This is a genomic window from Arthrobacter sp. AK01 (assembly GCF_021109375.1).
Classification (GTDB): Bacteria; Actinomycetota; Actinomycetes; order Actinomycetales; family Micrococcaceae; genus Arthrobacter.
Map to the genome: position 1 here is coordinate 1 of NZ_JAJOHP010000098.1, position 13,354 is coordinate 13,354.

General features: G+C 62.8%; 9 protein-coding genes and 1 riboswitch. Of the genes, 1 reads left to right on the top strand and 8 read right to left on the bottom strand.

Annotated features, from left to right (window positions below; genetic code table 11):
* Nucleotides 1-130: 130 nt before the first annotated feature.
* The 4 genes from rpmA to LN996_RS21775 form a co-directional block, all read right to left on the bottom strand.
* Nucleotides 131-394: a 50S ribosomal protein L27 gene (gene rpmA, locus LN996_RS21760; RefSeq protein ID WP_003803426.1), complete on the bottom strand. Its 264-nt coding sequence runs from the start codon at nt 392-394 to the stop codon at nt 131-133.
* Nucleotides 395-456: 62 nt separating this feature from the next.
* A complete protein-coding gene (gene rplU / locus LN996_RS21765; RefSeq protein WP_018777818.1) occupies nt 457-765 on the bottom strand; it encodes a 50S ribosomal protein L21 in 309 nt (102 codons plus the stop codon).
* A gap of 376 nt (nt 766-1,141) precedes the next feature.
* On the bottom strand, nt 1,142-2,659 hold the full coding sequence (gene thiD / locus LN996_RS21770; protein WP_231343099.1) for a bifunctional hydroxymethylpyrimidine kinase/phosphomethylpyrimidine kinase: 1,518 nt from the start codon (nt 2,657-2,659) through the stop codon (nt 1,142-1,144).
* Nucleotides 2,650-2,748, bottom strand: a riboswitch (TPP riboswitch). Its footprint overlaps the gene before it by 10 nt.
* Before the next feature lie 190 nt (nt 2,749-2,938).
* Complete coding sequence (locus tag LN996_RS21775) at nt 2,939-6,055, bottom strand: Rne/Rng family ribonuclease (protein ID WP_231343101.1); 3,117 nt, start codon at nt 6,053-6,055, stop codon at nt 2,939-2,941.
* A 488-nt stretch (nt 6,056-6,543) separates the two neighbouring features.
* Between LN996_RS21775 and LN996_RS21780 the strand changes: the two genes are divergently transcribed.
* On the top strand, nt 6,544-7,224 hold the full coding sequence (locus tag LN996_RS21780) for a vitamin K epoxide reductase family protein (RefSeq protein ID WP_231343103.1): 681 nt from the start codon (nt 6,544-6,546) through the stop codon (nt 7,222-7,224).
* An 81-nt stretch (nt 7,225-7,305) separates the two neighbouring features.
* Here the strand turns inward: LN996_RS21780 and ndk are convergent, their stop codons facing one another.
* Genes ndk through ileS form a run of 4 tightly spaced genes read right to left on the bottom strand, consistent with a single transcriptional unit; the run spans nt 7,306 to nt 12,885 of the window.
* Entirely contained in the window at nt 7,306-7,725 is a 420-nt protein-coding gene (gene ndk, locus LN996_RS21785) for a nucleoside-diphosphate kinase (protein ID WP_231343106.1), read from the bottom strand.
* A 41-nt stretch (nt 7,726-7,766) separates the two neighbouring features.
* Nucleotides 7,767-8,219 (bottom strand): DUF4233 domain-containing protein, encoded by a 453-nt coding sequence (locus LN996_RS21790; protein ID WP_231343108.1) that lies wholly within the window; start codon nt 8,217-8,219, stop codon nt 7,767-7,769.
* Between the two features lies 1 nt (nt 8,220).
* Nucleotides 8,221-9,582, bottom strand: coding sequence for a folylpolyglutamate synthase/dihydrofolate synthase family protein (locus LN996_RS21795; protein WP_231343110.1), 1,362 nt, complete (start codon nt 9,580-9,582; stop codon nt 8,221-8,223).
* Nucleotides 9,583-9,585: 3 nt separating this feature from the next.
* Nucleotides 9,586-12,885: an isoleucine--tRNA ligase gene (gene ileS, locus LN996_RS21800; protein WP_231343113.1), complete on the bottom strand. Its 3,300-nt coding sequence runs from the start codon at nt 12,883-12,885 to the stop codon at nt 9,586-9,588.
* Nucleotides 12,886-13,354 lie beyond the last annotated feature (469 nt).

Below are 13,354 nucleotides of genomic sequence, written 5' to 3' on the forward strand. Positions count from 1 at the left end.
GGTTTTGGCTGCGTGCGCCCCCGTCTACTCCCCCCGGCCCGGTCGGCGCCTCATGCTCTTTCTCTATCTTGTACTCTCGCCGCGGGGGCGGCCGCCCCCCCCCCCCCCCCAACCGGTTCAGAACTTGTTGTTACTCTGCAGCTGCAGCAGCAACGATGTTCACTACGCGACGTCCGCGGCGAGTACCAAACTCAACCGCACCGGCCTGCAGGGCGAACAGGGTGTCGTCGCCACCGCGACCGACGCCTGCACCCGGGTGGAAGTGGGTTCCACGCTGACGAACGATGATTTCGCCTGCGGAAACTACCTGACCACCGAAGCGCTTTACGCCCAGGTACTGAGCGTTGGAGTCACGACCGTTGCGAGTGGAACTCGCGCCTTTTTTGTGTGCCATGTGAAATGCCTGCCTCTAAATTTCTGGGGAAACTGAAAAACCTGAACAGCGGGTAACGAAAGTTACGCGATGCTGGTGATCTTGATCTTGGTCAGTTCCTGACGGTGACCCTGACGCTTCCGGTAGCCGGTCTTGTTCTTGAACTTCTGGATGACGATCTTCGGACCACGGAGGTCCTCGAGGATCTCAGCCGTGACCTTGACGTTGGCCAGTTCCGCAGCTGCGGAGGTGACCTTGTCGCCGTCAACCAGGAGCAAGGCGGGCAGCTCAAGCGTGCTGCCGGCTCCACCGGGGACGCGGTTAAGCGTTACGTAGTCTCCAACGGAAACTTTTTCTTGGCGGCCGCCTGCGCGGACAATCGCGTACACCACTTGGGTACTCACTTCTCTCGACGTTTATAACTAAATTTGCGTGCGGAACCTTGAACCGGAATCAGGCCTGGTTCGCGCTGTGCCTCAACGCCGTGGACTTCTGATCGAAGTCCGCGAGTCATCCCATGAACAATTCCAAGGGGCATAACCCAAGTGTTGGCGTAAGCACCGAAGATCAAGATTACGCTAGTTTGACCTTCAGCTGCAAATGAGGCCGGGTCCGGAGGCTACCGCGTGACTTGCGTCACCAGTTGTAACGGACTCTCCCGGCACCGTGCCCATACAGCCTACAGGGTTTGGGCACAATTAACGCGATTAAGCCCGCGACGCGCGGTAGTGCCGGCTTATCCGGACGCTGAAAGATCCAGGAATCGGGCTACGCGTGAAGCCGTGGAGCATCGAAAAACGCTGTTTCATAGCGGCAGGACTGGGCGAAGGCCTCCACCATGGCGGCCCTTTCCCTCTCGGAAGCTGCCATCGCAGCGCCATCAGTGAAGTTGATCGCATTCCTGGTAGCGGCAGCGAAATCCTCGTCCGCGTACGTCGTGAGCCACGCCGCATAAGGGTGCTCCGTTGGAGCCCCTGCTTCCACGTACGCTGCATGGAGCTGCTGGCCCACTTCTGCGTACAGCCAGTAGCAAGGCAAAATTGCCGCGAGCACCACCGCATAACTACCGGAAGCCGAAGACGCCAGCAGATGGTCCACGTACGACTTCGTGACGGGACCGGTGGCCGTTGACGCCTCCCGGGTGCTCAACCAGTTCCGGTGAAGCTCCGATTCGACCTCAAGGCACTGCTGTGACGCTTTGGCCCAGAACAGCTGTTCCTTCTCGCTGGGAGCAAGGGCGCCGGCGCGGGCCAGGACCCTGGAGTACCCATTGAGGTAAATGGCGTCTTGGGCAAGGTAGTAGTTGAAGGCGGCTTCCGGAAGGCTGCCGGATTGCAAGCCGTCAATGAAGCTGAGCTTGTAGATTGCTTCAAGCTCCGGGGTCGCTTCCTTCCATAGCACCGACGCGAAATCTCCCGGCCTCGGGCCCGCATGGTGGTGGAAGTGGTGCACTGGTCCGCTTCCGTGGCCTACTTCGAGAATGTCGGAATGCGTCAACGCCTCGATCAACCATGGCTTCACCTCACGCAATGACGCCTCCCAGTCACCGGTACGGGCCTGCGCAGTGGCCAGGGCCGAGGACAGGGAACAGCCCGTGCCGTGACTGTTTGCCGTCTCCACCCGCGGACCGGGCACCTCGATGACGTCCTGCCGCAACAACCCGCTGGTGTTCACCAGCGCATCAGGGCATTCGGAACCGGCCAGATGACCACCCTTGACCAGCACGGTGTTGCCGCACTCAGCGGCCAGCCGCTTGCCCTGATCCAACGCCGAGGGCCAGTCAGCGGCCTCCGGCTCCCCCAGCAGCATGGCAAGTTCGGGCAGGTTAGGCGTGATCAGGTCTGCCAGCGGCAGGAGCTGGCGCAGGGCCTTCCCGGCGGACTCCCGCAGGAGGCGGTCACCGCTGGTGGCGACCATCACCGGGTCAAGGACCACGACGGCGGGACGCACCGCTTCGAGCCAGCCGCGGACTTCGTGGATCACGGCCGCGTCACCAAGCATCCCGATTTTGACTGCATCGATGGCAATATCATTGCTGATTGCCTCCAGTTGCTGGCGCAGGAACTCCACCGGAGGAACATGGACAGCACGGACTCCCCCAGTGTTCTGCGCAGTCAGGGCGGTGATGGCTGCCATGCCGTAACCGCCATGGGCTGCGATGCTCTTCAGATCAGCCTGGATACCTGCGCCGCCGGATGGGTCCGAGCCTGCGATGCTCAGTACCCGCGGTATTTGCCGGCCGGAAACGGCCAACGGGTAGACGGGAGAATACGACGTTGAAGTCATGGGGACATCCCTTCGCCGGTGCTAACCGGACAGGTTCAACGGGTCTGGATCTCAGCCTGGCCCAACGCCCGGCACCCCGTGTCAGTCCCCAAGCGTAGCCGGGAAGGGCCCGGTCCCGGGAACCGTGCCACGCCAATGCCCGGATATGACTGTCAATGCCTTCATGCACCTGACCAACGCATTCGCGAAGCCGGGCTTGCAGTGGACAGCAAAGGGCCCTGCACCACCCGCCTGTGGCGGATCGTGCAGGGCCCTCATGCTTGGGTTTCCTTGCCCGTGCTAGAGCTCGGAAGCCGGTACCCCAACCCCCAGGATAATGGGCTCCTCGGACGCTGCCTTCTTGGCCGGTTCCACGGGTGCTTTGGCCTCGTGTGCCGTTCCTTGACCAACCGAGGCAGTCACCTCATGGTGCTCGACGCTTGTTTCGTTAGCCGCACCTTGCGCCCTGCTCGCGCTGCGGTTGCGGCGGCCACGGCGGGCCCGCGAGGCGGGAACAGCTTCGGGATCCGCTTCGACGGCCTTCGGAGCAAACAGCGCTTCGGGCTTTTCCTCAGGAGCTGCGCCAAGGTGGGAGAACGCTTCAGCCAGGAGATCAAGGCTCATGGCAGGCTTTGCGGCCGGCGGTTCTTCGTGGTGTTCACCGAACGGCAAGGCAACTTCCTCCCCACCGAAACGCAGGACCGGCGTGGACCTGCCTTCGCGAACTGCGGCTTCCTCTGCCTCGGCGGGCGCCACGGACTGAGCGGCAGACTCCTGCTGTCCAGCTGCCCGTGCCTGTTCTTCTGCACGGTGGACTTCGTCGTCGTGCAGGTGCGCGGCATGGGCGGCAGCGGCAATCGTGGCCAAAGCAGCCCTGGTCGCCTCGGCCTTGGCCTGCTTCGCCGGATCCTGGGGCTCAGCGGGAGCAGCCGGCGCAGCCGGCGTCGACGTGGTGGTGTGGACCTGCGCGGACGCTTCGGCAACGGGCTGTCCCCCGCCCTTGCCCCGGCGACGCTTGCGTTCCGTGCGGGCAGCGGGCTGCTGGGTCTCCGTGTGGGGGCGGTGGTGTTCGGCGGCCACGACGTTGGCGCGGCGGTGCTCCACAGGTTCATCGTGCGTCACGACGCCCCGGCCGGCACAATGATCGCACTGCTCACCGAAGACCTCCAAGAGGCCGGTGCCCATGCGCTTACGGGTCATCTGGACGAGGCCCAGCGACGTCACTTCGGCCACTTGGTGCTTGGTGCGGTCGCGGCCAAGGCATTCCACCATGCGCCGGAGGACGAGGTCGCGGTTTGATTCAAGGACCATGTCGATGAAGTCGATGACGATGATGCCACCGATATCACGCAGCCGGAGCTGGCGAACTACTTCCTCGGCCGCTTCAAGGTTGTTCTTGGTGACCGTCTCCTCAAGGTTTCCGCCACTGCCGGTGAACTTGCCGGTGTTAACGTCCACTACGGTCATGGCTTCGGTGCGGTCGATGACCAACGAGCCACCTGACGGGAGGAAGACCTTCCGTTCCAGCGCCTTGTGGATCTGCTCGTCGATGCGCCACGCAGAGAAGATGTCCTGGTCCTTGGTCCACTTTTCAAGGCGGCCCACCAGATCAGGGGCGACGTAGGTCACGTAGGCTTCAATGGTGTCCCAGGCGTCGTCGCCGGAGACGATCAGCTTGGAGAAGTCCTCGTTGAAGACATCGCGGACAACCTTGATGGTCAGGTCCGGTTCGCCGTACAGCAGTTCCGGAGCCAGCACCTTGGTCGAGGAAGCCTGCCCCTCGATGCCTTCCCACTGCGCGCGGAGGCGGTTGATATCGTGCGTCAGCTCTTCCTCCGACGCTCCTTCTGCGGCCGTGCGGACAATAACACCGGCGTTTTCCGGCAAACGATCCTTCAGGATCCGCTTGAGGCGGTTACGTTCGACGTCCGGCAACTTGCGGGAGATGCCGGTCATGGAACCGCCCGGCACGTACACAAGGTAGCGGCCCGGCAGGGAAATCTGGCTGGTGAGGCGGGCACCCTTGTGACCCACGGGGTCCTTGGTGACCTGGACCAAGACGGAGTCGCCGGACTTCAGGGCGTTCTCGATCCGGCGCGGCTGGCCTTCGAGGTTGACCGCGTCCCAGTTGACTTCACCGGCGTACAACACTGCGTTTCGGCCGCGTCCGATGTCCACGAACGCCGCCTCCATGGACGGAAGGACGTTCTGGACTTTGCCCAGGTAAACGTTGCCGATCAAGGAGTCCTGCTGGGTCTTGGAAACGAAGTGCTCAGCCAGCACACCGTCTTCCATGACACCAATCTGTATTCTGTCGTCGCGCTGGCGGACGATCATCTGGCGGTCCACCGACTCGCGGCGGGCCAGGAACTCGGCCTCGGTGATGACTTGGCGGCGGCGTCCGGTCTCGCGGGATTCCCGACGACGCTGCTTCTTGGCCTCAAGCCTGGTGGAGCCCTTGACGCTGGTTACGCGGTTGGACGGGGCTGTCTCCGTCACAGGGCGGGGAGCACGGACGCGGGTCACCGTGTTGGGCGGATCGTCGTCCGACCCTCCGGTCAATTCAAGATCCTGGTCGCCACGGCGGCGGCGACGGCGACGGCGTGACGTCACGCCTTCATCGAGGGCTTCGGTCGCTGGAGCTTCCTCGTCCTCGGATTCGCTGCCATCTTCGGCTTCGTTCTCTTCGCGCTCGGTTCCACGACGTCCCCGGCGGCCACGGCTCCGACGACGACGCCGGCTGCCGGCATCGTCCAACTCACCTTCAGCGCCGGATTCGGTTTCCGCTTCCGGTTCCTCGTCTTTTTCTTCGACGGCCGCAACGCGCGGGACCGTGGTGAGGTCCGGGGCCTGGAAAATCATGGATGTGATGGAAACAGGCTCCATGAACAGGGACGTGGACGCAGCGGGAGCAGCGTCGTCTGCGGATGCCTCGCCGTCCTCCGCCCCTTCGGCCTCCGCTTCTTCGGACGCGGGCTCTTCAGCGGCTACCGCAGCAACAGGGGCCACGGGCTGGGTGGGTGCATCCGGCGTCGTGGTTTCTGCGGCGGCAGGCTCTTCTACCGGCTCGGCCTTGGGCTTGGCAGCACGACGACGGCGGACCGGCTTTTCAGGGGCAGGCTCGGCTGCAGCTTCGGGCTGGCTCTCCACGGCAGCTTCAGGCGCCGCAGTGGCGTCGTCACCCAAACCGGGCAGCGGCTCAGCAGGCTCTGCCTTCTTGCGGGACCGGGTACGGCGCACTGGTGCTGCTGGGGCTTCGGTTGTTTCAACAGCGGACGCTTCTGCGGCTGGCGACTCTACCTCTGCGGCAACCTTGGGCGCAGCCTTGCGCCGGGTCCGGGTGGCTTTTTTTGGCGCTTCCGCGGTTTCCGCGGGAGCTGCCTCGTCATTAACGGCTACAACTTGGTCATTATCCATATGTGGCAACACTCCTGCCCCAGCGACACCGCCACATCCGGCGCCCAGTGGGGCAAATATTGTCAAAACCCGCAGGCGTTGACAGAAGTCGGTAGTATGCCTTCCGGTTCGCACCATCATTGGGGTGCGGCAGCCCTGGAAGGCCGGCGGCTTTATTCTGAAACCCGTTGTTCTGCTGCCACAACCAGGTGCCGTCCATTGTCATGGCGGGCCTACCGGGGATCACGTGATCCAGGCATGCCCAGCTCATACTGGCGGTCTTGGGAACAAAGTCACCGGACCGGATTCCGAATGTGGATCGGCTTCCAGCCATGTTCATTCTCTCACACCCCTGAACATTCCCGAGGTAAGCCGCTGTGTCGTGCAGTGCCCGGGAGGACCGGAGCTAACGAGAAGCTGGGGGCAGCGCCCAGCCTCCGGCGTTACAATCCTCCCAAGAGCCGTTACCGGCAAGGCCGGGCCACTTGTTGAAAAGGACTACATCCGCGATGCCGAGCACAGCCAAGGGAAACCTGGCCAACCAAGCCACAAACCGCGTGGAGGATCTGCCCACCCAACCAGGTACCCGGCAGGATTCCCTTCCAATGACGGTCCGGGACAAACCTTTCGCCTGGATCCTGCTGATCACCGGTGTCATCGGGTGGCTGGCGTCCGGCGCACTGGTCCTTGAGAAACTTGAGGTCCTCAAGGATCCCAACCACGTGACCGTGTGTGATGTGAACCCCTGGGTTTCCTGTGGTGCCGTGATGCAGACACCGCAAAGTTCCGTGTTCGGGTTCCCCAATATGTTCATTGGCATCGTTGCCTTTGCCGTCATCATCACAACGGCCATGGGCATTCTTGCGGGCGCCAAGTTCTCAAGGGGCTACTGGTTGGGCCTCCAGGGAGGCGTAACCCTCGGCTTCGCCTTCGTTGTCTGGCTGTGGTCCCAAGCCCTCTACGCCATCCACGTACTGTGCCCGTTCTGCATGGTGGTGTGGGCAGCCATGATCCCGTTGTTCGTATGGGTGACCATCCGTAACATCGCCCAGGGAGTCATCAAGGCACCACCGGCCCTGGCCAAGCTGCTGGGCGAGTCCGGCTGGATCATCGTGGCTCTGCTGTACGTTGCCGTCATCGCCACCATCTTCTTCTCGTTCATGCACATCTTCGTGGGTTCCTCCGCTTAGGAACAACCCCTCCCGGGATAACAGGAAAGGCCAATGTTCGTGATGAACATTGGCCTTTCCTGTAGTTTCGGTGCAGCGTTATCAGCCAGCGAACCAGATGTTGATCTCACGCTCAGCGGATTCAACGGAATCCGAGCCGTGAACCAGGTTCTGCTGGACTGCCAGGCCCCAGTCCCGGCCGAAGTCGCCGCGGATGGTGCCCGGTGCCGCCGTCGTGGGATCGGTGGTTCCGGCCAGTGAACGGAAGCCCTCGATCACGCGGTGGCCCTCGAAGACTGCCGCGATGACCGGTCCGCTCAGCATGAACTCAACCAAGGGCTCGTAGAACGGCTTGCCCACGTGTTCCTCGTAGTGCTGCTCCAGCAGTTCGCGGGTGGCGTTGACCTTCTTCAGCTCCGCCAAGGTGTATCCCTTGGCCTCGATCCGGGCGAGGATGCTGCCGCTCAGGTTGCGGGCGACGCCGTCGGGCTTGACCAGGACAAGGGTCCGTTCAATGCTCACAGTTGCTCCAATGTGGTTGGTCGGTGGTTTTCCCAGCCAGTTTACGGGGTTTGCGGCTCTGCTTCGTCACCGTGTGCTGCATCCCATTCCGCCTGTTCACGGTCGCGCTGGGCAACTTCGCGGTCGATCCTCATACCCGCCCTGATCCCGTACCACCAGCAGATGGCAAACAGGATGCCCACGATGAACATCGTCGGCTCGGCGAAGCCAGTCAGGATCAGCACCAACTGCAAACCCCAGCCAACCGCGATGCCCCACGGCTTGGACAAGACAGCACAGGCCAAAACAAGCACCACGGTCAGGGCGATACCGACCCCCAGGATGATGGCCGGGTCCACCTGGCCACGCTTCAAACCGAAGACCGCGAGGGTGCCGAAGAACGCGACGAAGGCTTCGAGCAGGAGCACTGTGGAAGCAAACATCACCTTCGTCGACCGACGCTTCTTGGGCATTCCCGGCCGCCATTCGCGCTGCGCCTTAGTCATTTTCGCCATACTAGGCACTCGCCTTTCCGAGCAGGATCCGGGCCTCGGCCACTACCGTAATGGAGCCTGTCACCAAGACGCCGCCCGCGAGGTCGTCGTTGGATTCCGCACGCTCCACGGCCCACTCAAGGGCGTCATCAAGCTTCTCCGCGATGTGCACGTTGTCCTCGCCAAAGCCGAGATCCACAGCCAGCTCTGCGAGTTCTCCTGCGGGAACGGCACGGGCAGAGTTGGATTGCGTAAAGCAGAATTCGCCGGCAAGGCCGCCAAGGGACTCCTTGAGCGTCTTCAGGATTTCCTCAGCGTCCTTCTCCCGCAGGACGCCCACCACCACGACGAGTTTGCTGAAGCTGAAGGCCTCCTGGATCGCCTCGGACGAAACTCTGATGCCGTCGGGATTGTGCGCAGCGTCCACCACGACCGTGGGGGCCGTGCGGACCACTTCCAACCGTCCCGGCGACGTCACAGAACCGAACGCTTCCTTGAGTACCTCGGCGTCGAGCTCCTTCTCTCCCCCGCCAAAGAAGGCTTCCAAGGCAGCAACGGCGACCGCGGCATTCTCAGCCTGGTGGGCGCCATGCAGCGGCAACAGCAGGTCCTCATACCGGCCGGCGAGACCCTGGATGGTGATCATCTGTCCCCCCACAGCGACAGCGCGGGACTCAACACCGAACTCAACGCCCTCAAAACGGAAGGGTACGTCTACTTCGCGGGCCTTCTCCAACAGAACCTGGGCCGCATCCACCGGCTGGGCGGCGCTCACCAGGAAACCTCCTGGCTTGATGATGCCCGCCTTCTCGTAGGCGATGTCCTCGGTGGTGTCGCCCAGAAGATCCGTGTGGTCCAAGGAGATAGGCGTGATGACGGAGACCTGGCCGTCGCCAACGTTGGTCGCATCGGTGATGCCACCCAGGCCAACCTCCATCACGGCAACGTCGACAGGCTGGTCGGCAAACACCGCAAAGCCCAGGATGGTCAGGCATTCGAAGTACGTCAGGCGTGGCTGGTCATCGGCAACAAGTTCGCTGTCCACAATTTCCAGGTAGGGACGGATTTCGTCCCAGATCCGCACGAAGGTAGCGTCCGGCACCGGTTCGCCATCAATGCTGATGCGCTCAGTCACCTTGGACAGGTGCGGGCTGGTGTAACGGCCGGTGCTGAGGCCATGGGCACGCAGCCCGGACTCAATCATGCGGGCTGTCGAAGTCTTTCCATTGGTACCTGTGATGTGGATGATCGGGAAGGCCTTGTTCGGCTCCCCCAGGACGTCCATGGCACGGAACAGCGGAGCCAGGCGCGGCTCCATCTTGTTTTCCGGGGCACGGCCCAGGAGTTCGGCATAGACGCTCTCAACTGAAAATTCGTCAGTCATGGTTCAGGCTCCTGCCTTTGCAACGGTGACCTGGGGTTCCTCGACGCTGGCCAACAGAACCTCAAGTTCCAGGGTCAGCGTCTCGGTCCGGACCAGTTCCGAGTTGGCTTCCAAGGCGTCGACGACGTCCTGCGCTGCCTCCACCGTCGTACGGATCCGGTCGCTGACGTTCAGTCCTGCGTCCTTGCGTGCCTGCTGGATGGCGCGGACCATGTCCCGGGCCAGGCCCTCGGCGGCAAGCTCCGGAGTAACTTCGGTGTTCAGGACCACGAATCCGCCTCCCGGCAGAACGGCAACTGCCGAGCTTCCGCCGTCGGCCGCTTCTGCCACCACTGTCTCCAGTGTGTATTCGTGCGGCTCGAGCTCCAAGCCACCGGCAACCACCACACCAGCATCATTGACGGACCAGTCGCCGGACTTGGAGCCCTTGATGGCCTGCTGGACGTTCTTGCCGAGGCGCGGGCCCGCGGCACGGGCGTTGACCACGAGCTTCTGCTCGATGCCGAACTCCTCCGGCGAAGCAGTAGCGGCATCGAGCAAACGGACCGACCGCAGGTTCAGCTCATCAGCGACGACGGCGGCAAAGCCTTCCAGCGCATCGGCACCGGGTGCCACCACAGTCAGTTCCTGCAGCGGCAGGCGAACGCGCAGGTTCGCGGCCTTGCGCAGGCTGGAACCGGTGGAGCAGATCTGCTGGACACGGTCCATGGCTTCCACCAATGCCGGGTTGGACGGGAACAGCGAAGCGTCAGGCCAGTCAGCCAGATGGACCGAACGGCCACCGGTCAGTCCGCGCCAGATCTCTTCCGAAACAAGGGGCAGCAAGGACGCCGACACCCGGCACACTGCCTCGAGGGCCGTGTACAGCGCGTCGAAGGCGTCAACGTTCTCATCAAAGAAGCGCTGGCGGCTGCGGCGGACGTACCAGTTGGTGAGCATGTCCAGGTAGCTGCGCAGTTCATCGCAAGCTCCGGAGATGTCATAGCTGTCCAGGCTGGCGGTGACGTTACGGACCAAATCGCCGGTGTTCGCCAGGAGGTACTGGTCCAGCGTGTCAGCGTAGCCGTCATAGCGGAGCTGTGCATCGTAGCCGGACGCTGTCCCATCCACTGCGTTGGCAGCGTTGGTGTACAGCGTGAAGAAGCTGTACACGTTCCACAGCGGCAGGATGACCTGGCGGACACCATCACGGATGCCCTGTTCGGTCACCACCAAGTTGCCACCGCGCAGGATGGGGCTGGACATGAGGAACCAGCGCATGGCGTCGGAACCGTCGCGATCCAGGACTTCGGACACATCCGGGTAGTTCCGCAGGCTCTTGGACATCTTCTGGCCGTCCGAGCCCAGCACGATGCCATGGCTGATGACATTACGGAACGCGGGGCGGTCGAACAGCGCCGTCGACAGGATGTGGAGCATGTAGAACCAACCACGTGTCTGGCCGATGTACTCCACGATGAAGTCCGCGGGGTTGTGGGTGTCGAACCATTCCTCGTTCTGGAACGGGTAGTGCACCTGTCCGTAAGGCATGGATCCGGAGTCGAACCAGACGTCCAGGACGTCCTCGACGCGGCGCATGGTCGACTTACCCGTGGGGTCGTCCGGGTTCGGCCGGGTCAGGTCGTCAATGAACGGGCGGTGCAGGTCCACTTGCCCGTCGTTGTTGACCGGGAGGCGGCCAAAGTCGGCTTTCATCTCGGCCAACGATCCGTAGACGTCAGTACGCGGGTACTCGGGGTCGTCCGACTGCCACACCGGGATGGGCGAACCCCAGTAGCGGTTACGGCTGATGGACCAGTCGCGGGCGTTTTCAAGCCACTTGCCGAACTGGCCGTCCTTAACGTTCCCGGGGATCCAGTTGATCTCCTGGTTCAGCTCGGACATGCGGTCCTTGAACTTGGTGACCTCCACGTACCAGGAGGACACGGCACGGTAGATCAGCGGGTTCCGGCAGCGCCAGCAGTGCGGGTAGCTGTGTTCGTAGCTGGCCTGGCGGACAAGACGGCCATCGGCCCGGAGCACCTGGGTGATGGGCTTGTTCGCATCGAAGACCTGCAGGCCAACGATGGAGGCCAGCTCACCGTGCGCGAACAGAGGCAGGAACTTGGCGCCCTCGTCCACGGAGAGGACCACGGGGATACCGGCGTCCTCACAGACCTTCTGGTCATCCTCACCGTAGGCCGGAGCCTGGTGGACGATGCCCGTACCGTCGGTGGTGGTGACGTAGTCGGCCACCAGGAAGCGCCAGGCATTCTGCGTCCCGTACTTCTCAGCATCGGCAAAGTCGTTCCACAACGGCGCGTACTCTAGGCCGGCCAGCTCGGCGCCTGTGTGAGTGGAGACAACGGCGGCCGTTGCGGCAGCTGCGTCGTCGTACCCCAGGTCCTTGGCGTAGGACCCCAGCAGGTCAGCCGCGAGCAGGAAGCTGCCCGTGACCGGCGCTTCGGCGGAAGCGGCCTTGACTCCGTTAGGTCCTGCAGGCAGGACAGCGTAGGAGATCTCAGGCCCGACGGCGAGCGCCAGGTTGGTGGGCAGCGTCCAGGGCGTGGTGGTCCAGGCGAGCGCCTGCACACCGTCGAGGGCTTGGGAGAGCTCGGACGCACCCGCCTTGATGGGGAACGTCACCGTCACCGTCTGGTCCTGGCGGTTCTTGTAGACGTCGTCGTCCATCCGGAGTTCGTGGTTGGACAGGGGCGTCTCGTCCTTCCAGCAATACGGAAGGACGCGGTAGCCGTTGTAGGTGAGGCCCTTCTCGTGAAGCTGCTTGAAGGCCCAGAGGACCGACTCCATGTACTCGACGTTGAGCGTCTTGTAGTCGTTCTCGAAGTCCACCCAACGGGCCTGGCGGGTGACGTAGGCCTTCCACTCGTTGGCGTACTTCATCACGGAGGCGCGGCAGGCGTCGTTGAACTTGTCGATGCCCATGGATTCGATCTGGGTCTTGTCCGTCATGCCGAGCTGCTTCATGGCCTCGAGCTCTGCCGGCAGGCCGTGGGTGTCCCAGCCGAAGCGGCGCTCCACGCGCTTACCGCGCTGGGTCTGGTAGCGGCCTACGAGGTCTTTGGCGTAGCCCGTGAGCAGGTGGCCGTAGTGTGGCAGGCCGTTGGCGAAGGGAGGGCCATCGTAGAAGACGAATTCGTTGCTTCCGTCTGTGCCGGCATCACGCTGGTCGATGCTGGCTTGGAAGGTACCGTCTTCATCCCAGTATTTGAGGATGCGCTCTTCGATTTCCGGGAACTTCACGGAGGCGGACACGCCGTGCGTGCCGGACGAAGACGCTGAGGCCTTGGGGTAGTGGGTCATCTCATATCCTGTGATAGCTGGTTGACTGTCAGGATGCGAGGACGGCTACGGTATTGACCTGCGTCAACACCGGTACCGCGGTACCACCTCACTTACCGGAACACGTGGTTCCGGCCTCTCATTACTGCTGTGACGGGCTTACCCGTCCGGTTCTAGTGGGCCATGGCCGCCGAATAGGCGATCAGTGCTGTTCTTCCGGAAGCTCACCGGTGATGGCCGGTTCAAAGCTGGTCCTCCAAGTCTAGCGCCAGCGCGCCGTCCGGCTCTACCCGGCGACGAGACTCATGAATAGTGCTCGCGAAACGGGGTGCATGCCTCATTTGAGAAACGCTCGCGAAATCATGGGCCGCTGCGGGCGCGGCGGTGACGATGAGGGATGGACCTGTCGATGGCAACGCGTAGGGAAATCACGAAGAAGTACGCAGCCGATTATGCGAAGTCGTCGAAGAATGCCAAGGGATTGGTTCTG